22 protein-coding genes and 1 other annotated feature are annotated in these 22,792 nt (G+C 56.8%); of the genes, 14 read left to right on the top strand and 8 right to left on the bottom strand.

Translation table 11 applies throughout. From position 1 onward, the window contains the following. Positions 1–196: 196 nt before the first annotated feature. Genes creA through creD form a run of 4 tightly spaced genes read left to right on the top strand, consistent with a single transcriptional unit; the run spans position 197 to position 4,205 of the window. Positions 197–667, top strand: coding sequence for a protein CreA (gene creA, locus AC3WS9_RS18575; RefSeq protein WP_282491571.1), 471 nt, complete (start codon positions 197–199; stop codon positions 665–667). A gap of 14 nt (positions 668–681) precedes the next feature. Next, the gene (gene creB, locus AC3WS9_RS18570) at positions 682–1,371 is read left to right on the top strand and encodes a two-component system response regulator CreB (RefSeq protein WP_492489781.1); all 690 of its coding nucleotides are present in this window, start codon (positions 682–684) and stop codon (positions 1,369–1,371) included. Beyond that, complete coding sequence (gene creC, locus AC3WS9_RS18565) at positions 1,371–2,795, top strand: two-component system sensor histidine kinase CreC (RefSeq protein ID WP_492489779.1); 1,425 nt, start codon at positions 1,371–1,373, stop codon at positions 2,793–2,795. The genes creB and creC overlap by 1 nt, the downstream gene beginning before the upstream one ends. Before the next feature lie 57 nt (positions 2,796–2,852). After that, a complete protein-coding gene (gene creD, locus AC3WS9_RS18560; protein ID WP_492489777.1) occupies positions 2,853–4,205 on the top strand; it encodes a cell envelope integrity protein CreD in 1,353 nt (450 codons plus the stop codon). 45 nt (positions 4,206–4,250) lie between these two features. On the opposite strand, the gene arcA is transcribed toward creD, so the two are convergent. Beyond that, complete coding sequence (arcA, locus tag AC3WS9_RS18555) at positions 4,251–4,967, bottom strand: two-component system response regulator ArcA (protein WP_006174002.1); 717 nt, start codon at positions 4,965–4,967, stop codon at positions 4,251–4,253. Between the two features lie 95 nt (positions 4,968–5,062). Here arcA and yjjY point away from each other — a divergent pair, with 95 nt between their 5' ends. The 7 genes from yjjY to AC3WS9_RS18520 all read left to right on the top strand — a co-directional run bounded on the left by yjjY (position 5,063) and on the right by AC3WS9_RS18520 (position 11,875). Next, positions 5,063–5,203: a YjjY family protein gene (gene yjjY / locus AC3WS9_RS18550; RefSeq protein WP_001303782.1), complete on the top strand. Its 141-nt coding sequence runs from the start codon at positions 5,063–5,065 to the stop codon at positions 5,201–5,203. 399 nt (positions 5,204–5,602) lie between these two features. Then, positions 5,603–6,289, top strand: a complete 687-nt coding sequence (locus AC3WS9_RS18545; RefSeq protein WP_492489771.1) for a tRNA/rRNA methyltransferase — start codon at positions 5,603–5,605, stop codon at positions 6,287–6,289. Between the two features lie 211 nt (positions 6,290–6,500). Then, the gene (gene thrL / locus AC3WS9_RS18540; protein WP_107704209.1) at positions 6,501–6,569 is read left to right on the top strand and encodes a thr operon leader peptide; all 69 of its coding nucleotides are present in this window, start codon (positions 6,501–6,503) and stop codon (positions 6,567–6,569) included. Next, positions 6,508–6,626 (top strand) — a sequence feature (Thr leader region). (Overlaps the previous gene by 62 nt.) A gap of 24 nt (positions 6,627–6,650) precedes the next feature. Then, entirely contained in the window at positions 6,651–9,113 is a 2,463-nt protein-coding gene (thrA, locus tag AC3WS9_RS18535; protein ID WP_282491576.1) for a bifunctional aspartate kinase/homoserine dehydrogenase I, read from the top strand. A gap of 1 nt (position 9,114) precedes the next feature. Further along, complete coding sequence (gene thrB, locus AC3WS9_RS18530) at positions 9,115–10,044, top strand: homoserine kinase (protein WP_282491577.1); 930 nt, start codon at positions 9,115–9,117, stop codon at positions 10,042–10,044. Positions 10,045–10,047: 3 nt separating this feature from the next. Next, the gene (thrC, locus tag AC3WS9_RS18525) at positions 10,048–11,334 is read left to right on the top strand and encodes a threonine synthase (protein WP_492489768.1); all 1,287 of its coding nucleotides are present in this window, start codon (positions 10,048–10,050) and stop codon (positions 11,332–11,334) included. A gap of 244 nt (positions 11,335–11,578) precedes the next feature. Further along, positions 11,579–11,875, top strand: a complete 297-nt coding sequence (locus tag AC3WS9_RS18520) for a DUF2502 domain-containing protein (protein WP_285146053.1) — start codon at positions 11,579–11,581, stop codon at positions 11,873–11,875. Positions 11,876–11,944: 69 nt separating this feature from the next. On the opposite strand, the gene yaaA is transcribed toward AC3WS9_RS18520, so the two are convergent. Both yaaA and AC3WS9_RS18510 read right to left on the bottom strand, forming a co-directional pair. Further along, complete coding sequence (gene yaaA, locus AC3WS9_RS18515) at positions 11,945–12,718, bottom strand: peroxide stress protein YaaA (RefSeq protein WP_492489765.1); 774 nt, start codon at positions 12,716–12,718, stop codon at positions 11,945–11,947. 66 nt (positions 12,719–12,784) lie between these two features. Then, on the bottom strand, positions 12,785–14,215 hold the full coding sequence (locus AC3WS9_RS18510; protein ID WP_324723516.1) for an alanine/glycine:cation symporter family protein: 1,431 nt from the start codon (positions 14,213–14,215) through the stop codon (positions 12,785–12,787). A 260-nt stretch (positions 14,216–14,475) separates the two neighbouring features. Between AC3WS9_RS18510 and tal the strand changes: the two genes are divergently transcribed. From tal to AC3WS9_RS18495, 3 genes are all read left to right on the top strand, one after another. Continuing rightward, positions 14,476–15,429 (top strand): transaldolase, encoded by a 954-nt coding sequence (tal, locus tag AC3WS9_RS18505; RefSeq protein ID WP_100777705.1) that lies wholly within the window; start codon positions 14,476–14,478, stop codon positions 15,427–15,429. 115 nt (positions 15,430–15,544) lie between these two features. Next, positions 15,545–16,132 carry a molybdopterin adenylyltransferase gene (gene mog / locus AC3WS9_RS18500; RefSeq protein ID WP_285146048.1) on the top strand — a complete coding sequence of 196 codons (588 nt, stop codon included), beginning with the start codon at positions 15,545–15,547 and terminating at the stop codon, positions 16,130–16,132. A 121-nt stretch (positions 16,133–16,253) separates the two neighbouring features. Further along, on the top strand, positions 16,254–17,555 hold the full coding sequence (locus AC3WS9_RS18495) for an MFS transporter (RefSeq protein WP_492489762.1): 1,302 nt from the start codon (positions 16,254–16,256) through the stop codon (positions 17,553–17,555). Here AC3WS9_RS18495 and AC3WS9_RS18490 read toward each other — a convergent pair. The 5 genes from AC3WS9_RS18490 to satP all read right to left on the bottom strand — a co-directional run bounded on the left by AC3WS9_RS18490 (position 17,542) and on the right by satP (position 22,653). Then, positions 17,542–18,666, bottom strand: coding sequence for an ABC transporter substrate-binding protein (locus AC3WS9_RS18490; RefSeq protein WP_492489760.1), 1,125 nt, complete (start codon positions 18,664–18,666; stop codon positions 17,542–17,544). The genes AC3WS9_RS18495 and AC3WS9_RS18490 overlap by 14 nt on opposite strands. 23 nt (positions 18,667–18,689) lie before the next feature. After that, positions 18,690–19,463: an ABC transporter ATP-binding protein gene (locus AC3WS9_RS18485; protein ID WP_492489758.1), complete on the bottom strand. Its 774-nt coding sequence runs from the start codon at positions 19,461–19,463 to the stop codon at positions 18,690–18,692. Further along, positions 19,463–20,464, bottom strand: a complete 1,002-nt coding sequence (locus tag AC3WS9_RS18480) for a FecCD family ABC transporter permease (RefSeq protein WP_492490344.1) — start codon at positions 20,462–20,464, stop codon at positions 19,463–19,465. The genes AC3WS9_RS18485 and AC3WS9_RS18480 overlap by 1 nt, the downstream gene beginning before the upstream one ends. A gap of 257 nt (positions 20,465–20,721) precedes the next feature. Then, on the bottom strand, positions 20,722–21,972 hold the full coding sequence (locus tag AC3WS9_RS18475; RefSeq protein WP_492489756.1) for a chloride channel protein: 1,251 nt from the start codon (positions 21,970–21,972) through the stop codon (positions 20,722–20,724). Positions 21,973–22,089: 117 nt separating this feature from the next. Beyond that, positions 22,090–22,653: an acetate uptake transporter gene (gene satP / locus AC3WS9_RS18470; protein ID WP_282491588.1), complete on the bottom strand. Its 564-nt coding sequence runs from the start codon at positions 22,651–22,653 to the stop codon at positions 22,090–22,092. Positions 22,654–22,792: the final 139 nt, after the last annotated feature.

The raw sequence follows: 22,792 nt of genomic DNA, 5'->3' as shown, positions 1-22,792 counted from the left end.
TTAAAACAGCAGGTGCCTGATAACAGGGTAGCGGATAATAGCATTTTTTGATGTTTTAGCATTCAGTGTTTTTTTTGCGCATTAATGCTTTTTGCCGCACATTATGGGCAAGAAATTGCTAATCCTGTGATCTTGCTACATTTTTATTCTGTTTGTTGAATAATCGCTCAATGTAATTTTAAAGAATGGTAACAATATGAAATACAAGACATTGATCTTCACTGCTCTGATGTTAATCGTAGGCCGTAACGCGCTGGCTGAAGAAGTTGGCTCCGTCGATACCGTGTTTAAGATGTTCGGTCCGGACCATAAAATTGTGGTCGAAGCCTTCGACGATCCGGATGTGAAAAACGTCACCTGCTACATCAGCCGCGCGAAAACGGGCGGCATTAAAGGCGGCTTAGGGCTGGCGGAAGACACGGCCGATGCGGCGATCTCTTGCCAGCAGGTCGGGCCCGTCGAGTTGAGCGACAAAATCAAAAACGGCAAAGCGCAGGGCGATGTGGTGTTCCAGAAACGGACCTCGCTGGTGTTCAAAAAGCTGCAGGTGGTGCGTTTCTACGATGCGAAACGCAACACGTTGGCGTACCTGGCCTACTCCGATAAAGTGGTCGAAGGATCGCCGAAAAACGCACTGAGCGCAGTGCCGATTATGCCGTGGCGCTAACCCAGGGAAAGACGATGCAGCAACCCTTGATTTGGCTGGTGGAAGACGAAATCAGCATCGCCGAGACGCTGATCTACATGCTTTCACAGGAAGGTTTTGCGGTAAAAGCGTTCGAGCGCGGGCTGCCTGCGCTCGACCAGGCGCGACGTCAGGCCCCTGCGCTGGCGATTCTGGACGTGGGTTTGCCGGATATCAGCGGATTTGAGCTGTGTCGTCAGCTGCTGGCGCAGCACCCGTCGCTGCCGGTGCTGTTCCTCACGGCCCGCAGTGACGAAGTGGATAAGCTACTCGGGCTGGAAATGGGGGCGGATGATTACGTCGCCAAACCCTTTTCCCCGCGCGAAGTGTGCGCCAGGGTGCGGACCATTTTGCGCCGGATGCAAAAGTCCGCGCTTCCGTCGGACATCGTGCGCATCGGACAGTTTGAACTCAATGAGCCGGCGGCGCAGATCAGCTGGTGCGGCGAGCCATTACTTTTGACGCGCTACGAATTTTTGCTGCTCAAAACCTTGCTCCACGCGCCGGGCCGGGTTTTTTCCCGCCAGCAGCTGATGGACAAAGTCTGGGGCGAGGACGGCGACAGCTTTGATCGCACCGTTGATACCCACATCAAAACCCTGCGCGCGAAACTGCGCGCCGTGAATGCAGATCTTTCGCCAATCAGCACCCATCGCGGCATGGGCTACAGCCTGGGGCTGGTGTAATGCGCATTGGCATGCGCCTGCTGCTGGGCTATTTCCTGATCGTTGCTATCGCGGCCTGGTTCGTGCTGTCGATCTTTGTGCAGGAGGTCAAACCCGGCGTGCGTCGGGCGACTGAAGGCACGCTGATCGACACTGCCACGCTGCTGGCGGAAGTGGGGCGTGACGATCTGCTGAATGGCGATCCGCAAAACGGCAGGGTGGCGCAGGCATTTTCTCAGCTCCATCAGCGCCCGTTTCGCGCCAACATTGGCGGCATTTACAAGGTGCGTAACGAGTATCACGTCTACATGACCGACGCCCAGGGCCGGGTGGTGTTTGATTCCACCGGAAAAGGGCTGGGCGAGGATTATTCCCGCTGGAACGACGTCTGGCGCACCCTGCGCGGGCAGTACGGCGCGCGCAGCACTCAGGACGATCCGAACGATCCCAACAGCACAGTGATGTACGTGGCGGCGCCGATTGTGGATCAGGGAAAAATTATCGGCGTCCTGTCGGTGGGGAAACCGAACAGCGCGATGGCGCCGGTGATCCAGCGCAGCGAGCGACGCATTCTCTGGGCGGGCGGCGCGCTGCTGGGGATTGCCCTGCTGATCGGGCTGATCGTCGCCTGGTGGATTAACCGCTCCATCAGCTCTCTGTCGCGTTACGCCGACTCAGTCACCCACGAGACGCCGCTGCCGTTGCCCGACCCCGGCAGCAGCGAGCTGCGCAAGCTGGCGCAGGCGCTGGAAAACATGCGTATTCGTCTTGAAGGCAAAAATTACATTGAGCACTACGTTCACGCACTCACCCACGAACTGAAAAGCCCGCTGGCGGCGATTCGCGGTGCGGCGGAGATCTTAGCGGAACAGCCGCCGCCGCCGGTGGCCGCGCGGTTTATCGATAACATTCTGGTGCAGAATGCGCGGATGCAGTCGCTGGTCGAAAAGCTGCTCGAGCAGGCGAAACTTGAAAACCGCGTGGAGATTGTCCCGACCAGGGTAAGTATTGACGCGCTGTTCGCGCGCATCACCGACGCCCGTTCGACGCAGCTGGCGGCAAAGAACATCAGGCTGACAGGCAACGGCGCAGCGCTAACGGTTGAAGGCGACGCGGATCTGCTGGAGCAGGCGCTCGGCAATTTGCTCGACAACGCTATCGACTTCACGCCATCCGGCGGAAGCATTGTGCTCAGCGCCGAAGAGACGCAGAAACAGACTCTGCTGAAAGTCACGGACAGCGGCAGCGGTATCCCGGATTACGCGCTGGCTCGCATCTTTGAGCGCTTCTACTCACTTGCGCGTGATAACGGCCTGAAAAGCAGCGGCCTTGGGCTGGCATTTGTGCAGGAGGTAGCGCGGCTGCATCACGGCGATATTCAGCTTCACAACCGTGAAGCGGGCGGCGTTGAGGCGATTTTGAGACTTCACCGTCCCTTCACATAACTTCAAATTCAGCGCACATAGCCGCGTTACGCTCTCTCCATCACTAAGGAGAAGGCAATGAAAAAATCCCCCCTGTTCTGGAAAGTTAGCACCCTGATGGGGTGCATCCTGCTGCTGTTAGTTCCGCTGTTCATGGTGAGTAACCTGATTTCGGAGCGCGCCAGCTATCGCGATGACGTTGAAGATACGCTGCGTCAAAGCACCAGCGGGCCGCAGCAGCTCACCGGGCCGCTGATCGCGATCCCGGTAACGGAAATTTATTACAAGTTCGAAGATAACGTGAAGGTTGAGCACAAGCGCAGTTTCCTGCACTTTTTGCTGCCTGAATCGCTGGTGGTTGACGGGAATCAGCAGGTCGAGTCCCGCAGCATCGGGATCTACGACGGACAAATCTGGAGCACCGATCTCAAGCTGAAGGCGCAATTTAACACCGATAAGCTCGACGAGCTGAAAGGCGAAACCATTACCCTCGGACAGCCGTTTATTGCCGTCGGCGTGGGCGATGCGCGGGGGATCGGGGCGGTGAAGGTCTCGAAAGTGAACGATGAAACCTTGACCGTCGAACCGGGTTCGGGCATTTCAGGGCAACAGGCGGGGATCCATATTCCGCTGACCTGGGAGACGCTCAATGCGAAAAACATCGACCTGGAGATGTCGCTCAATCTCAACGGAACGGGGAGTTTTTCCGTCGTACCGGTTGGGCGCAACAGCGAGCTGACGCTGCGCAGCAACTGGCCGCATCCGGGATTTATGGGCGATTACTTACCCTCGAAGCGTGAAATCAGCGAGTCGGGCTTCCAGGCGCACTGGCAGAGCAGCTGGTTTGCCAACAATCTTGAAAGCCAGTTTAGTGCCATCGAACCGCCTGAGTTTCGTAGCGTTCCGGCGTTTAGCGTCACGGTGGCAACGCCTGCGGACCAGTACCAGCTGACGGACCGGGCGATTAAGTACGCTATTTTGCTGATTGCTCTGACGTTTATGGCTTTTTTCGTCTACGAAACAATGACTCACCTTCGCCTGCACCCGATGCAGTACCTGCTGGTAGGGCTGTCGCTGGTGCTGTTCTATCTGGTGCTGCTGGCGCTCTCTGAACACGTGGGCTTTACGCCAGCCTGGATTATTGCAAGCCTGGTCGGGGCGATGATGAACGGGGTTTATCTGCAGGCGGTGCTGAAAGGCTGGAAGCGCAGCGCGCTGTTTGTGGTGGCGCTGTTAGGTCTCGACGGCGTGATGTGGTTCTTGCTGCGCTCGGAAGACAGCGCGCTGCTGTTGGGCTCCGGCGTGCTGGCGATCGCGCTGTTTGCGGTGATGTATCTCACCCGAAACTTTGACTGGTACTCGCTTTCACAGGTGAAACAAAGTGTGCCAAAAGGTGAACCGGACGACGATGCGTTACGGATCTGGAAATAAAAAAACGGCGCATTAAGCGCCGTTTTTACTGCATTGAGTGCGGGATTATTCCTGCAGGTCGCCGCAGAAACGATACCCTTCGCCGTGGATAGTGGCGATGATTTCTGGCGTATCCGGCGTAGACTCGAAGTGTTTACGAATGCGACGGATCGTCACGTCAACCGTACGGTCGTGCGGCTTCAGCTCGCGACCGGTCATCTTCTTCAGCAGCTCTGCACGGGACTGAATTTTGCCCGGGTTTTCGCAGAAGTGCAGCATGGCGCGGAATTCGCTGCGCGGCAGCTTGTACTGTTCACCGTTCGGGCTAACCAGCGAGCGGCTATTAATATCAAGTTCCCAGCCGTTGAACTTGTAGCTGTCTACGCTACGACGCTCTTCGCTCACCGTACCCAGATTCATGGTACGGGACAGCAGGTTGCGTGCACGAATGGTTAACTCGCGAGGATTAAACGGCTTGGTGATGTAATCATCAGCGCCGATTTCCAGGCCAAGAATTTTATCCACTTCGTTATCACGGCCTGTCAGGAACATTAGTGCGACGTTCGCCTGTTCACGCAGCTCGCGCGCCAGCAGAAGGCCGTTTTTCCCGGGCAGGTTGATATCCATGATGACCAGGTTGATATCATTTTCAGAAAGGATCTGATGCATCTCTGCGCCATCGGTCGCTTCAAAGACATCGTAGCCTTCTGCTTCGAAAATGCTCTTTAACGTGTTGCGTGTTACCAACTCGTCTTCAACGATAAGAATGTGCGGGGTCTGCATGTTTGCTACCTAAATTGCCAACTAAATCGAAACAGGAAGTACAAAAGTCCCTGACCTGCCTGATGCATGTCGCAAATTAACATGATCGGCCTAACGTGACTAAAGTACGTAATTGCGTTCTTGATGCACTTTCCATCAACGTCAACAACATCATTAGCTTGGTCGTGGGCACTTTCCCTCAGGACCCGACAGTGTCAAAAACGGCTGTCATCCTAACCATTTTAACAGCAACATAACAGGCTAAGTGACACCAGACACCCAATAAAACTACGCTTCGTTGACATATATCAAGTTCAATTGTAGCACGTTAACAGTTTGATGAAATCATCGTATCGGATTGCTAGCCTTTGTCACAAATTTTCAATAAACCAACTAGTTGCAGATATTGATTAATAAACAACGCGAATCCAATACGAAAAAGCAATCAATCAGAGTATTATCATTAATAAACATACGGATAAGCAATATCTGTTAACATTTAAATCAATGATTCAGTCATGCAACAGTTTAGCGTTTTTAATTTGTTGTGAAACGCGATTTCGGTGATTTGTGTTGCAATTTTGTAAATTCGCGCTGCGTAATATGTTGAGCTGTATCACACTTTTACAGGCTAACTGATTAAAAAGAGAGCATAAATGCACTTATCGATAGTGCTGGTTTCGCCAGCAAGACCCGAAAATATTGGCGCCGCCGCCCGTGCAATGAAGACGATGGGATTCACCGATTTACGTATTGTCGACAGTGAGGCGCACCTCGAACCGGCTGCCCGCTGGGTGGCGCACGGTTCGGGTGAAATTCTCGACAACATAACCACTTACGCCACGCTCGCTGACGCACTGCACGACATTTCCTTCACCGTGGCGACCACCGCGCGCAGCCGGGCGAAGTATCATTACTATGCGACGCCGACCGAACTGGTCCCGATGCTTGAGGAAAAAAGCGCGTGGTTGACCAAAGCTGCGCTGGTGTTTGGCCGCGAAGATTCCGGCCTGACCAACGAAGAGCTTGAGCTGGCAGACGTGCTCACGGGCGTGTCGATGGTGGCGGATTACCCGTCCCTCAATCTGGGCCAGGCGGTGATGGTGTATTGCTATCAATTAGCATCCTTAATGCAAACCCCGGCACCTGCCACAGAGAGCGTGGATGAAAACCAGCTGCGGGCATTACGCGCACGAACCCTATCGCTTTTGACGCAGCTGGGTGTGGCCGACGATCAGAAAATGGTGGACTGGTTACACCAGCGTCTCGGTCTTCTTGAGCAGCGCGACACGGCGATGCTGCACCGATTGCTGCATGATATTGAAAAAAAATTGGCAGAATAAAAATCTGATATTTGTTTTTCGTATGGATTAACCGTCTGTCGATAAGGGTTGCAACTGGTCGTATCCGGACAAAAATAAATCCGCAAGCAGCGGGTCGTGAAAGGGTTACAAACTGTGATCAAATTAAAAATTCATTGACTTAAGGTGCCGGATACTTTAACCCTAAAAGGATACAGGACAGACAGAAAACAACACAGAGCACACAACATCCATGAATCGCGTTAGCACCACCACCATTACAACAACCATCATCATTACCACAGGTAACGATGCGGGCTGACGCGTAACAGGAAAAACAGAAAAAAGCCCGCACCTGAACAGTGCGGGCTTTTTTTTTCGACCAAAGATCACGAGGTAAACCATGCGAGTCTTGAAGTTCGGCGGTACATCAGTGGCAAACGCAGAACGCTTTCAGCGCGTTGCCGATATCCTGGAAAGCAACGCCAGGCAGGGGCAGGTGGCAACCGTGCTCTCTGCCCCGGCGAAAATTACTAACCACCTGGTGGCGATGATTGAAAAAACCATCGGTGGCCAGGATGCGCTGCCGAACATCAGCGATGCCGAGCGTATTTTTGCTGAGCTGCTGCAGGGGCTCGCCGACAGCCAGCCCGGCTTCCCGCACGCACAGCTGAAAACTCTGGTTGAACAAGAATTCGCACAGATCAAACACGTCCTGCATGGCATTAGCCTGCTGGGCCAATGTCCGGACAGCATCAACGCGGCGCTGATTTGCCGCGGTGAAAAACTCTCTATCGCCATCATGGCGGGGCTGCTGGAAGCGCGCGGCCACGCGGTCACGGTGATCGACCCGGTCGAAAAACTGCTCGCCGTGGGCCATTACCTCGAGTCCACCGTCGATATCGCCGAATCCACTCGCCGCATCGCCGCCAGCAAAATCCCGGCTGACCACATGATCCTGATGGCAGGCTTCACCGCCGGGAACGACAAAGGTGAACTGGTGGTGCTGGGCCGTAACGGCTCCGACTACTCCGCCGCTGTGCTCGCCGCCTGTCTGCGCGCCGACTGTTGTGAAATCTGGACTGACGTTGACGGCGTCTATACCTGCGACCCGCGCCAGGTGCCGGACGCAAGGCTCCTGAAATCGATGTCGTATCAGGAGGCGATGGAGCTGTCGTACTTCGGCGCGAAAGTTCTCCACCCACGTACCATCTCCCCGATTGCCCAGTTCCAGATCCCTTGCCTCATCAAAAACACCGGTAATCCGCAGGCGCCAGGTACCCTGATTGGCGCCAGCCATGACGAAGACGATCTGCCGGTGAAAGGCATTTCGAATCTGAATAACATGGCGATGTTCAGCGTCTCAGGTCCGGGGATGAAAGGGATGGTCGGCATGGCCGCGCGCGTGTTTGCCGCGATGTCACGCAATGGCATCTCCGTGGTGCTTATTACTCAGTCCTCCTCCGAATACAGCATCAGCTTCTGCGTGCCGCAGGCCGACTGTGGCCGTGCGCGCCGTGCGCTGGAAGAGGAGTTCTATCTGGAGCTGAAGGAAGAGCTGCTGGAACCCCTGTCGATTCAGGAACGCCTGGCGATCATCTCCGTCGTCGGCGACGGAATGCGCACGCTGCGCGGGATCTCCGCCAAATTCTTTGCCGCGCTGGCACGCGCGAACATCAATATTGTCGCCATTGCCCAGGGCTCTTCCGAGCGCTCCATCTCCGTCGTGGTGAGCAATGACGACGCGACCACCGGCGTGCGTGTGACGCACCAGATGCTGTTCAACACCGATCAGGTGATCGAGGTATTCGTGATTGGCGTCGGCGGTGTGGGCGGCGCGCTGCTGGAACAGGTCAAGCGCCAGCAGGGCTGGCTGAAGAACAAACATATCGACCTGCGCGTCTGCGGCGTGGCGAACTCTAAGGCGCTGCTGACTAACGTCCACGGCCTGAATCTGGAAAGCTGGCAGGACGAACTGGCCCAGGCCAAAGAGCCGTTCAATCTGGGCCGCCTGATCCGTCTGGTGAAGGAGTATCACCTGCTCAATCCGGTGATTGTGGACTGTACCTCAAACCAGGCCGTCGCCGATCAGTATGCTGACTTCCTGCGCGAGGGCTTCCACGTGGTGACGCCGAATAAAAAGGCCAACACCTCGTCGATGGATTACTACCATCAGCTGCGTACCGCCGCCAGCAAGTCTCGTCGCAAATTCCTGTACGACACTAACGTGGGCGCAGGGCTGCCGGTCATCGAGAACCTGCAAAACCTGCTTAATGCGGGTGACGAACTGCAGAAATTCTCCGGCATTCTTTCCGGCTCGCTGTCGTTTATTTTTGGCAAGCTGGATGAAGGAATGAGCCTCTCGGAAGCCACCCGCGAGGCGCGTGAGCTGGGCTACACCGAGCCGGATCCGCGCGACGATCTCTCGGGCATGGACGTGGCGCGCAAGCTGTTGATCCTCGCCCGTGAAACGGGCCGCGAGCTGGAGCTGTCCGATATCGTCATCGAGCCGGTGCTGCCAGCGAGTTTTGACGACAGCGGCGATGTCGCGACCTTTATGGACCGCTTAGTGCAACTCGACGACGACTTTGCGGCGCGTATCGCAAAAGCCCGTGATGAAGGCAAAGTATTGCGCTATGTTGGCAACATCGAAGACGACGGCGTGTGCCGCGTGAAGATTGCCGAAGTGGACGGGAACGATCCGCTCTTTAAAGTGAAAAACGGCGAAAACGCTCTGGCGTTTTACAGCCACTATTATCAGCCATTACCGTTGGTGCTTCGCGGTTACGGCGCAGGGAATGATGTGACAGCGGCGGGCGTGTTTGCCGATCTGCTGCGTACCCTGTCATGGAAGTTAGGAGTTTAACATGGTCAAAGTTTATGCCCCGGCTTCCAGCGCCAATATGAGCGTCGGATTTGATGTGCTGGGTGCGGCGGTTACGCCTCTCGACGGTTCGCTGCTGGGTGATACGGTCACCGTCGAAGCGGCGGACAGTTTCAGCCTCAATAATATTGGCCGCTTCGCGAGCAAGCTGCCGCCAGAACCGCGCGAGAATATTGTTTATCAGTGCTGGGAACGCTTCTGTCAGGAGATCGGCAAAAACGTGCCGGTTGCCATGACCCTCGAAAAAAGTATGCCGATTGGCTCGGGCCTCGGCTCCAGCGCCTGTTCCGTCGTCGCCGCGCTGGTGGCGATGAACGAACACTGCGGCAAACCGCTGAACAACACCCGTCTGCTCTCCCTGATGGGCGAGCTGGAAGGGCGCATCTCCGGCAGCATTCACTACGATAACGTCGCGCCGTGCTTCCTTGGCGGCATGCAGCTGATGATCGAAGAGAACGGCATTATCAGCCAGCAGGTGCCAGGCTTTGATGAGTGGCTGTGGGTGCTGGCCTATCCGGGGATTAAAGTCTCGACCGCCGAAGCGCGCGCGATCCTGCCCGCGCAGTATCGCCGTCAGGACTGCATCGCGCATGGTCGCCATCTGGCGGGCTTTATTCACGCCTGCTACACCCGTCAGCCGGCGCTTGCCGCGAAGCTGATGAAAGATGTGATCGCCGAACCTTACCGCACCAAACTGCTGCCGGGCTTCAACGAAGCGCGTCAGGCGTCGCTGGATATCGGCGCGCAAGCGTGCGGAATTTCGGGCTCCGGCCCGACGCTGTTCGCCTTATGCGACAAGCCTGACACCGCGCAGCGCGTGGCGGACTGGCTGTCGAAAAACTACCTGCAAAATCAGGAAGGCTTTGTTCATATTTGCCGTCTGGACACGGCCGGCGCACGAGTACTGGGATAAACGATGAAACTCTACAATCTTAAAGATCATAACGAGCAGGTGAGCTTCGCGCAGGCGGTGACTCAGGGGCTGGGCAAAAATCAGGGGCTGTTTTTCCCGCATGATTTACCCGAGTTTAGCCTGACGGAAGTGGACGACATGCTGAAGCAGGATTTCGTCACCCGCAGCGCGAAAATCCTCTCCGCCTTTATTGGCGATGAAATTCCTCACGAGCTGCTGGAAGAGCGCGTGCGTAGCGCCTTTGCCTTCCCGGCTCCGGTGAAATCCGTTCAGCCAGACGTGGGCTGCCTGGAGCTGTTCCACGGTCCGACGCTGGCATTTAAAGATTTCGGCGGGCGCTTTATGGCGCAGATGCTAACGCACATCAGCGGCGACAAGCCTGTCACGATTTTGACGGCGACTTCCGGTGATACGGGTGCGGCGGTGGCTCACGCGTTTTACGGCCTGAAAAACGTCCGCGTGGTGATCCTCTATCCGCAGGGGAAAATCAGCCCGCTGCAGGAAAAACTGTTCTGTACGCTCGGCGGCAACATTGAAACCGTCGCCATCGACGGCGATTTTGACGCCTGCCAGGCGCTGGTGAAAAAGGCCTTCGACGACGAAGAGCTGAAAGTGGCGCTGGGGCTGAACTCGGCGAACTCGATCAACATCAGCCGCCTGCTGGCGCAGATTTGCTACTACTTCGAAGCGGTGGCACAGCTGCCGCAGGAAGCGCGTAATCAGCTGGTGATCTCCGTGCCAAGCGGTAACTTCGGCGATCTGACCGCCGGTCTGCTGGCGAAATCCCTCGGCCTGCCGGTGAAGCGTTTTATCGCGGCAACCAACGCCAACGACACGGTTCCACGCTTCCTGAAAGAGGGCAAGTGGACGCCAAACGCGACCCAGGCGACCCTGTCGAACGCGATGGATGTGAGCCAGCCGAACAACTGGCCGCGCGTGGAAGAGCTGTTCCGCCGTAAGATCTGGCGTCTGGGCGATCTGGGCTATGCGGCGGTGAGCGATGACACCACCAAAGAGACGATGCGCGAGCTGAAAGCTGTGGGGTACACCTCCGAGCCGCATGCGGCGATTGCCTACCGTGCGCTGCGCGACCAGCTCAATCCGGGCGAGTATGGCCTGTTCCTCGGAACGGCGCATCCGGCGAAGTTCAAAGAGAGCGTGGATGAGATCCTGGGTGAATCGCTGCCGCTGCCGAAAGAGCTGGCCGATCGCGCCGATCTGCCGCTGCTGTCCCATAATCTGCCAGCGGATTTCGCGGCGCTGCGCCAGCTGATGATGACGCGCGGATAGCCTTGTTGTGTCGGGTGGCGGCTTCGCCTTACCCGACCTACGGTTTTTGTAGGCCCGGTAAGCGTAAGCGCCACCGGGCTTTTTTTATGGAGAAATTAAGGAGAAAAAATGCAGGGAAAAAGCAGAAATTCCCAATAAATGCGGTCACTTAGAGATTAGGATTGCAGAGAATAACATCCCCGACTTCCCTCACGTACTCTCCTTACATCGGCCCTCGTTGGGCAAGAATGAAAAGGAGTAACCTATGTCTAAACTGAAACCTGCACTGCTCGTGCTTTCACTGATGCTGGTCGCTCCCGCAGTGGTTCAGGCCGGGGAAATCACCCTGGTTCCGGCGGTAAAATTACAGATTGGCGATCAGGATAGAAGCGGGCACTACTGGGATGGCGGCCGCTGGCGCGACCATGACTGGTGGAAATCGCATTACGAGTGGCGGGACAACCGCTGGCACCAGCATGATGAGCATCGCGAGCCTCACGATAACCGCCATGGCGATAAACATGATAAGCCTGGCAAGGGGCCGGACTGGAAGCATCATTAACAACGCCTGATGGCGCTGCGCTTATCAGGCCTACGAGTCGCCCCGGTAAGCGTAGCGCCACCGGGGAAATTACTGCTCGTGCCGCTTAAACACCAGCTCGCCTTTCCCTGACGCTTCGCCGTCAAAGAAATACCCGTCAGTGTTAAATTGGGTCAACTGCTCTGGCTTCGTCAGGCGGTTCTCAATGATATAGCGGCTCATCAGCCCGCGCGCTTTTTTGGCGTAGAAGCTGATCACTTTGAACTTGCCGTTCTTCTCGTCCAAAAATACCGGCTTGATGATCTCCGCGTTGAGCTTTTTCGGCTTCACGGATTTGTAGTATTCGTCGGACGCCAGGTTGATGACGATATTATCGCCCTGGGCCTTCAACGCGTCGTTCAGCTTCCCGGTGATGATATCGCCCCAGAAGTGGTACAGATCTTTGCCCTTGGCATTTTCCAGACGGATTCCCATCTCCAGGCGATACGGCTGCATCAGATCCAGCGGGCGCAGCACGCCGTACAAACCCGACAGCATGCGCAGGTGCTGCTGGGCAAAATCGAAATCGGCTTCGCTGAACTCTTCCACCTGCAGGCCGGTATACACATCGCCTTTGAACGCGAGGATCGCCTGACGGGCGTTTTTCGGGGTGAAATCCGGATGCCAGTCGTGGAAGCGGGTGGCGTTGAGATCGGCGAGTTTGTCGCTGATGCTCATCAGCTTGCCAATCTGCGGGGCGGAGAGTTTACGCGCCTCGCGGATCAGCTGCTGTGAATGATCCAGCAGTTCGGGCTGGGTATAGCGCTCGGTGGCGAGCGGGCTCTGGTAATCGAGCGTTTTTGCAGGTGAAATCAGAATCAGCATATCCAGTCCTTGCAGGAAATTTAGAGCGACTTTAGCAAAAAAATGGCCTGATTTGATCGATGACTGTTATTGCCGTGGCAAATCATCCCAGCTGCCCGGTGCAATCTGCGACTCAATTTCGGGGTAACGGGTGGGGTCAAATACCGGCTGCACGCCCATTTTGCGCTGGCGCAAGTAATCGCGGGCGATCAGTACCACCACCGGCGACAGCAGCAAAATCGCGGTCAGGTTGGTGATCGCCATCAGCGCCATAATCACGTCCGCCAACTGCCAGACCAGCGGCAGGCTCATCACCGAACCCATCAACACCATCCCGGCGATGCCGAGGCGTAAAAACCACAGGTTATTACGCGAGTCGAGGCGCAGGAATATCAGGTTATTTTCGGCATAAATGTAGTTGGCAACGATAGAGCTAAAGGCAAACAGCATCACAATCAGCGAGACAAATCCTGCCCCCCAACTGCCGGAGAGATTCACCAACGCCTGCTGGACGAGCTGTATGCCCGCCATATCAGCGGAATGAGGAACCGGACCCGCCAGCAGCACAATCATCGCACTGGCGGTGCAGATGATAATGGTGTCGGTAAACACGCCGATCATCTGCACGATCCCCTGCGCCGCCGGGTGAGGGGGCCAAGAGGCAGCCGCCGCTGCGGCATTCGGCGTGGAACCCATCCCGGCTTCGTTCGAGAACATACCGCGCTGGAAACCGGCCGTCAGCGCCTGACTGATGGTGTAACCCAGCGCGCCTGCGGCAGCTTCTCGCCAGCCAAATGCGGCTTTAAAAATCATGGCGATGACGCCAGGCACCTGTTCGATATGCGTAGCTGTGACGACGAGACTGGCGAATACCCACAGCAGGGCCATGACGGGAACCATCCACTGCATCAGGCGCGCGACGCCTTTGATACCGGTCACGATGACCAGCAGCGTCAATACGGCCAGCACCGCGCCCGTTATCCATTCCGGGAAGCTGAAGGCATAGCGCAGGGCGTGGGCCACGGAGTTCGCCTGGACGGTGTTAAAGATAAGGCCGTAGGCGGCAAGCAGGAAGAGAGAAAACAGGACGCCCATCCAGCGCATCCCCAGACCACGGGACATATACCAGGCCGGGCCGCCGCGGAACTGACCGTGCTTATCGCGCTCTTTGTAGAGCTGGGCCAGCGAGCACTCGGCAAAAGAGGTCGCCATGCCGATAATCGCCGTCACCCACATCCAGAACACGGCGCCAGGGCCACCGGCGCTGATCGCGAGGGCTACGCCTGCGAGATTTCCGCTGCCGACGCGTGCCGCCAGGCTGGTGCAGAGCGCCTGAAAAGAGGTTAATCCGCCGGGCTGGGGGTTAACGCTGTTTTTAAGACTTTTGCCAAACTGGCGAATGTAGCGAAACTGAATAAAACCGCTGCGGTAGGTAAACCACACCCCGGCTCCCAGTAACAGATAAATCATTACTGAGCCCCACAGGACTTCATTGATAAAAGAAAAGAAATCAGGCATTAACGTCCCTCTTGTTGATGCCACTGAATAGATACGCGGTAACGCTGAATGAGCACGCTGTTAATTAGCAGGCTGTTAATATTCAGAGTTTACCATACTATCCGTAAGCGCACTGTCTGCGGTTGCGCTGTCATTCCGTCGTGTTATCATCAGGGCAGACCGGTTACATCCCCCTAACAAGTAAACCTGTCATTTTTCCGCTGCTGGCAGGCTGTCGGTAGCGTGAATTATCCAGGGCACGTTAAAAGAGAAACACTATCATGACGGATAAATTGACCTCCCTTCGTCAGTTCACCACTGTCGTAGCTGACACCGGAGATATCGCGGCAATGAAGTTGTACCAGCCGCAGGATGCCACAACTAACCCTTCTCTGATTCTTAACGCCGCGCAGATCCCTGAGTACCGCAAACTGATCGACGAAGCTGTGACCTGGGCGAAAGGCCAGAGCAACGATCGTGCGCAGCAGGTTGTGGATGCAACTGACAAACTGGCTGTGAACATCGGTCTGGAAATCCTGAAACTGGTTCCGGGTCGTATCTCTACCGAAGTTGACGCGCGTCTGTCTTACGACACCGAAGCGTCTATCGCCAAAGCCAAACACCTGATCAAACTGTATAACGATGCGGGCATCAGCAACGATCGTATCCTGATCAAACTGGCTTCCACCTGGCAGGGCATTCGCGCTGCAGAACAGCTGGAAAAAGAAGGCATCAACTGTAACCTGACTCTGCTGTTCTCCTTCGCGCAGGCGCGTGCGTGTGCAGAAGCGGGCGTGTACCTGATTTCTCCGTTCGTGGGCCGTATTCTGGACTGGTACAAAGCCAACACCGACAAGAAAGAGTATGCAGCTTCTGAAGATCCAGGCGTGGTTTCCGTGACTGAAATCTACGAATACTACAAACAGCACGGCTACGAGACTGTCGTGATGGGCGCAAGCTTCCGTAACGTCGGCGAAATCATCGAGCTGGCCGGTTGTGACCGTCTGACCATCGCCCCTGCGCTGCTGAAAGAGCTGGCAGAGAGCGAAGGCGCGCTGGAGCGTAAACTGAGCTACACCGGCGAAGTGAAAGCACGTCCAGAGCGTATCACCGAGTCTGAGTTCCTGTGGCAGCACAACCAGGATCCAATGGCAGTAGACAAACTGGCGGACGGTATCCGTAAGTTTGCTGTTGACCAGGAAAAACTGGAAAAAATGATCGGCGATCTGCTGTAATCATTTCCCTGGCCGGGAGCCCTTCCCGGCCACGTTACTTCTCTCGTCCCCTGTCTGATTTTCCCCTCTGCGTGTATCATTCTCCCTAATCAGTATTGTTATGAAGGGAATGGATATGAATACCTTACGCATCGGCCTGGTGTCGATTTCTGACCGCGCGTCCAGCGGCGTGTACGCCGACAAAGGCATCCCGGCGTTAGAAGAATGGCTGGCTGCCGCACTAACCACCCCGTTTGAAGTGCAAACCCGTTTAATCCCGGATGAACAGCCGATCATCGAGCAAACCCTGTGCGAGCTGGTGGACGAAATGAGCTGCCATCTGGTGCTGACCACCGGCGGTACCGGCCCCGCGCGCCGCGACGTGACCCCGGATGCCACGCTGGCGGTCGCCGATCGCGAGATGCCAGGCTTCGGCGAGCAGATGCGTCAGATTAGCCTGCACTTTGTGCCGACGGCGATCCTGTCACGTCAGGTGGGTGTCATCCGCAAACAGGCGTTGATCCTGAATCTGCCAGGCCAGCCAAAATCCATCAAAGAGACGCTCGAAGGGGTGAAAGCCGAAGACGGCAAGGTGGTCGTGGCGGGGATCTTTGCCAGTGTACCGTATTGTATACAGCTGCTGGACGGGCCTTACGTCGAGACCGATCCGCAAGTGGTAGCAGCTTTTCGCCCGAAAAGCGCACGGCGCGAAACAATCTCCTGAAATTTATGTGTTTGTGACATAAGCTACAGCCTCAATGGCGTGGTGATTGATTTACGGTATAGTCATTTTTTCTTTACGACCACTGTAAAATTAAATCAACACTGCCAGTAAAGGTTTTGCTATGTCACATTACACCCGGCCTCTGAATCGTCAGGACTACAAAACGCTCACGCTCGCGGCCCTCGGCGGCGCGCTGGAGTTTTACGATTTCATCATCTTCGTCTTCTTTGCCGCCGTTGTCGGCGAACTCTTCTTCCCGGCGAATATCCCTGAATGGCTGCGTCAGGTGCAGACCTTTGGCATCTTTGCCGCAGGCTATCTGGCGCGCCCGTTGGGCGGCATTATCATGGCCCACTTCGGCGATCTGGTCGGGCGCAAAAAGATGTTTACCCTCAGCATTCTGCTGATGGCGGTGCCGACGCTGGCGATCGGTCTGCTACCCACCTATGCCTCGATGGGGATTGTGGCACCGGTTCTGCTGCTGTTGATGCGTATTTTGCAGGGTGCGGCGATTGGCGGGGAAGTGCCGGGGGCGTGGGTGTTTGTCGCTGAACACGTTCCGGCGCGTCGTATCGGGATCGCCTGCGGGACCTTAACCGCCGGGCTGACCGTCGGGATTTTGCTCGGCTCGGTCGTGGCCACGCTGATCAACACCAGCATGACGCCGCAAGCCGTGCATGAGTGGGGCTGGCGAATCCCGTTCCTGCTGGGCGGGGCGTTTGGCCTGGTGGCGATGTATCTGCGCCGCTGGCTGCAGGAGACGCCGATTTTCCTCGAAATGCAGCAGCGTAAAGCCCTGGCGCAAGAGCTTCCGGTGAAAGCGGTGGTGGTGCGCCATCAGAAAGCGGTAGTGATTTCCATGCTGCTGACCTGGCTGCTGTCCGCCGGAATTGTCGTCGTGATTTTGATGTCGCCGGTCTGGCTGCAAAAACAGTATGGCTTTGCCCCGGCGGTGACGCTGCAGGCCAACAGCATCGCGACCATTATGCTCTGCTTTGGCTGTCTGATTGCCGGTCTGGCGGCGGATCGCTTCGGGGCCAGCCTGACCTTTATCGTCGGCAGTCTGCTGCTCGCCGGATCGAGCTGGGCGTTCTATCACCTGGCGGGCGCGCATCCGGAACAGCTGTTCCTGCTCTACGGCATCGTGGGCCTGTGCGTTGGCGTCGTCGGGGCCGTGCCTTACGTGATGGTTCGCGCCTTCCCTGCAGAAGTACGTTTCACGGGCATTTCGTTCTCCTACAACGTCTCGTACGCCATTTTCGGCGGTTTAACGCCGATAGCCGTCACGCTGCTGATGGGCGTCTCGCCGATGGCACCGGCCTGGTACGTGCTGGCGCTGGCGTTGATGGGACTGGTGCTGGGGATCTGGCTTCGCGGTGAGCGCCATCAGCTGATGGCGCATACGCCGGTTAACGAGGGGTAAAGCTCAGGATGATGTTGTCATCCGGGATATGGGTGAAGCTTTTGATCAGCTCGTGATAATCCGCCTGCGGATCAACGTCCTTGAACAGCGTTGGGTAGAAGATTTTACTCAGAGCTTCAATGGCGATGATGTTGTACGGATTGTTGTAGAAGTGATGGTACAGCGCACCGGTATGACCCTGCGCGACGGCCGGAATGCTTCTCACGCCCTGGCGCGACACCAGCGCCTTAAAGGCGGCGGCGACATCGCTTTCCGGCACGTTATAGCCAAACGGAATAATCGCGGTGCCTTTCCCCGAGCGCTTTGATCCGGTCATCAGGTAGTAATCCGGGTTCAGGGAGATAATTTTCTCCACCGAGATATTCCCGGTTGCGCCCGGCAATAGCTGCGAGCCAATATTCACGCCGCCTGCGGCTTCTACCAGCCCGCCCCAGCCGTTGTGCGCGTGGGTGAAGCAACAGCCGTTATCCAGCCCGGCAACCCCGGCAATCGGTTCGATAAACACCAGCGGCTTTTTCTCTGCTTCCGTCAGGCGCTGGTGAATTCTGTCCAGACGCTGCTGATAGAAGTCGACATAGGCCTGCGTACGATCCGTCTGGCCCAAAACTTTGCCCAGCAGATCGATGCTCGGCAGCGTGTTTTCCACCGGATGCAGTTCGTAATCGACGAAGACCACCGGGATGTGCAGGGCTTCCAACTGGGTCAGTACGCCGCTTTGCGTCAGCGAAGGTTTAGCACGCAGCTGGGCAATCATCAGATCCGGGTGGCGCGAAATCACCGTCTCCAGATCGACGTTCCCCTGATCCGAGAACTGCATATCGAGGATCTTCTCGGCTTCCGGCCATTTGCGCTTCAGCACGTTCCAGGTTTCAGTGTCCTGTTTCTTCGGCAGGTTGTTCCACGCCACCACTTTGGCGAAGGGATCGTCACGCTCGAGCATCGCCAGCGTCAGGATATCGCGGCCATCCTGCAAAATAATGCGCTGCGGCTCCTGTGGGATAGTGACCGTGCGGCTAGCCATATCTTTCACAGTCACCGGCCAGTTCTGGGCCATCGCCAGCAGCGGTGAGAGCAGCAGTAGCGCTGCGAATATCGTCTTCTTAATCGTCATACTTCCCCGTCTTATGATTTGTGTTATGCCGTTAAACCATCGACCACCACGTGCGGCAGCCCTTGCGAACACTTTTCCACCCGGCCTTTCACGCCGTAGACCGTCGCCAGGTTCGCGGGGGTGACCACCTCGCCCGGAATACCGCTGGCTACCAGGGCACCCTCTTTAAGCATCACGGCGTATTCCGCGTGGCGCAGGGCGATGTTGATGTCGTGGATCACCACCACCGTCACGATGTTGCGCAGCCGCGTTTCGCGGGCAACGATGTCCATGACGTTAAACTGATAGTTGAGATCGAGGGCGCTGAGGGGTTCATCAAGCAGCAGAAGATCGGGCTGGCGGATCAGGGACTGGGCCAGACCAATCAGCTGTTTTTGCCCGCCGGAGAGCTGGTCGAGATAACTCATTGCCAGATGGGCAACGCCGAGTTTTTCCAGGATCGCAAAAGCTTCCTCCCCGGCGTTGCTGTCAACGGGAGAGCCGCTGGCGCGTCGGGCGACTATCACTGATTCCAGGGCATGGAGATGCACGCCCGCCGGGAGCGACTGCGGAAGATAAACCACTTTTTGTGCCCGCCTGGCGGAAGGTAACGTCATCAGGTCTTCACCGTTCAGCACAAGCTTGCCCTGGGCCGGGTTCAGATCGGCCATGGCGCGCAGCAGCGTCGATTTCCCCGAACCGTTTGGCCCGAGCAGCGCCGTGATTTTGCCGCGCGGCAGCAGGGGCGTCGTCAGCCCGTCGATGATTTTCTTTTTGCGATAGCCGGTGTGCAGGTCGGTGACGATCAATCCATCCATTACAGCGTCCCCCGGTGGCGAATAATAATGCTCAGGAAGAAGGGCACGCCGACCAGCGAGGTGACGATCCCGACCGGAATAATGACGCCGGGAACGATGTTTTTGGAGAGCACCGAGGCCAGGGACAGCACCAGCGCGCCGATCAGCATACTGCCCGGCAGGTAAAAGCGATGATCTTCGCCAAACATCATCCGCGAAATATGTGGGGCGACCAGGCCGATAAACCCGACCGGGCCGACAAACGCCACCGTCAGCGCCGAGATAATGCTGATGCGCAGGAGCGTCGCCAGCCGCAGTTTGCGTACGTTAATGCCAAAGCTGACGGCCCGGTCTTCGCCAAGCCGCAGGGCGGTGAGCTTCCAGGCGTTTTTCAGCGACAGCGGTACGACGATCAGCAGCACCACGACCAGAATCGCGAGCTTGTCCCACGACGCGCGGGCCAGGCTGCCCATCGTCCAGAACACCAGCCCCTGGAGCGTATCTTCGCTGGCGACAAATTGCAGAATGGAGATCAGCGCGTTAAAGGTGAAGACTAGCGCAATGCCAAACAGCACCACGCCGGAGGTGGCGACGCGCGTCCAGCGGCTGATGCCGTCGAGCACGAAGCAGGCCATCAGCGCGAAAATAAAGGCATTGGCGGAGATGAACCATTGATCGGGAATACCGGGGATCCCCAGCCCAAGGATAATCGCCAGCGCGGCGCCAAAGGAGGCGGCGGAAGAGACGCCCAGCGTAAACGGGCTGGCGAGCGGGTTATTCAAAATGGTTTGCATCTCAGCGCCCGCGAGGCCCAGCGCCATTCCCACGACGACCGCCATCAGCGCGAAGGGCAGACGGATATCCCAGACGATCACCCGTGTGCCTGCGTCAGCGGAGGCGGCATCAAACAGCGTGTGCCAGAGGGTTGCAACGGAAATCCCGGACGGGCCGAGGGTAAAATCCAGCAGGAGCGAGAGGATGATCAGCAGCAGAATCACACCTGCGACGACAAAGCGGCGCATCACGACTTTACGGTACTGTGACGCCACCGCAGATCCGTCAGGTTTCACGCTGGCGACAAGAGGGGAACTCATTGGCTTACCTTATGCAACAAAAGCAGAATCGTAGTTTATCCCGAAACGTTCCTGTCCTTGATGCTGCCTGATATCCAATATCCGGGGATGCTCCCGGCGACAATATTCGGGATGATAATGCTTATCAATTAAAATGATATGAAGCGCGCAGCTCGTTTAGCTGCGGTTTCTGTTGTGCGCAAAAATTAACCTTCCAGATGGCGGCAGGTCATGTACGCGCCCGTTACGCACAGCGCGACGGGCACCAGGAAACTGTGGTCCATCCGGGTGGATTCCATGATCAGCGCGATGGCCGTGATCGGCATTTGCAGAGACGCGGCGAGAAAACCCGCGGCCCCCGTCAGGGCAAAACTCGCCATATCCGCGCCGGGGAACCAGCGGCCCAGCAGAATAAACAGCACCGAGCCGAGCAGCCCGCCGACGGCAAGACCGGGTGTGAGCAAACCGCCCTGAGCACCGGCGCGCAGTACCGCCCAGATCACCACCACTTTAAGCATGAGGATCGCGACGGCGAGCTGAAGTGTCACATCGCCGCTAAGGGCCAGTTGCGTCGGGCCTTTGCCATTGCCGGGCAACTGCGGGAACCAGACGGATAGCGCACCCAGCGCGGTAAAAGCAATCAGACTGAAAACCGGCATTTGCCAGTTGCTACGCACTTTGCTGCGTGCGCGCTGCGTCACGCGACGGAACAGAAACGCCGCCGCGCCAAACAGCGGGCCGGAAAGCGCCCCCCAGAAGACCAGCGAAGTGGCGGCGATTTCGGTGGTGAAATGGTACTGATGTTCATCGCCCAGTCCGAGCGTGGCGATCCACGCCGCCAGCGCGGAGGTGACCAGCGCGGCGATGGCTTTCTCCCAACTGAAGCTGACCAGCAGCACTTCCAGTGTAAAAATGGCCCCGGCCAGCGGAACGTTATACACCGCCGCCAGACCGGCACCGGCACCGCAGGCGATCATCAGCTGGATATCGGCCAGGCTCAGGTGCAGACGACGGGCGACGCCGCCGGCAAACAGGGCGCCGACTTCGCGCGGGGCGACTTCCCGACCGAGCGGTGAGCCCATCGCGACGGTGATGATTTGCAGAAGCGAGTTAATGAGCGTGGTGACGGCAGGCATCGGTTGGTCTGGGTTTTTGATCGCCTCGCCAATGCTGATGCGTTTTTTGGCGTAGCGCGCCAGCAGCCACCAGCCGATACCCGCCACCAGACCCGCAGCTGTGAGAGCAAGAAAACGCCGCTGGGCGCTGGCATCCGTCACGCCCTCTAAAAACGACTGCGGGCTGATGAGGAGCGTCTGGCTGTAGCCGTAAACGAGGTGCTGTACTTCATGCAGCAGCATGGCGAGCAGCATGCCGCCGAGCCCGGCCAGAATCCCGGTGAGCAGTAACGCAGTCCAGCGATGCAGCCAATATGTGCGAGACGGATCATGAGCCATCATACGGAATGTCTTGATAAAAAGAGGGAGAAACAGTGTCCCACAAAGCGACAAAACGAGGAATCAATCAGAAGAATTAAAGCGGGAGATTCGTGCCCGCGAGGCGGGCACGAAGGGGGATTAGTGTTTTTCACCAATCGGCAGTACGGTGCGGCCAAACTGTTCGTTCAGCACTTCGCCCATTGCCAGGTAGATTGCGCTCGCGCCACACGCCAGGCCAACCCAGCCCGCAACGTGAACGATGCTTTCGTTATCAGCCAGATGACCAATCGCCAGCAGGGCGAACAGCACGGTCAGGCTCAGGAACACGAACTGCAGGGCGCGGTTACCGACCAGCGTACCGAAGAACATGAACAGGGTGAAGACGCCCCACAGGCCCAGGTAAACGCCGAGGAAGTGCGCGTTAGAGGCAGCAAAGCCCATATTTGGCATGACCAGAATGGCGACCAGGGTCAGCCAGAAAGCGCCGTAAGAGGTGAAAGCGGTTAAACCGAAGGTATTGCCTTTTTTATACTCCAGCAGCCCCGCGAAGATTTGCGCGATACCGCCGTAAAAAATGCCCATCGCCAGGATAATATTGTCCATCGGGAATAAGCCGATGTTATGCAGGTTCAGCAGAATAGTGGTCATGCCGAAACCCATCAGGCCCAGCGGAGCCGGATTAGCCAACTTAGTGTTGCCCATAAGTCCTCAAAAAAATCATCATTAGTATGGTGAAATGGTTAAACCACGCCCACTCTCCCGAGCAGTGGCGCGGCATAATAATCGGCGCGATCCCTGCCGTCTATGATCTGAGCAGGGTGAATTTAAAAAATTTTTTATC

The organism is Lelliottia sp. EB106-05-01-XG201 (assembly GCF_058791735.1).
The sequence above is the reverse complement of the archived record's forward strand: the minus strand, read 5'-3'. Positions and strand labels throughout refer to the sequence as shown.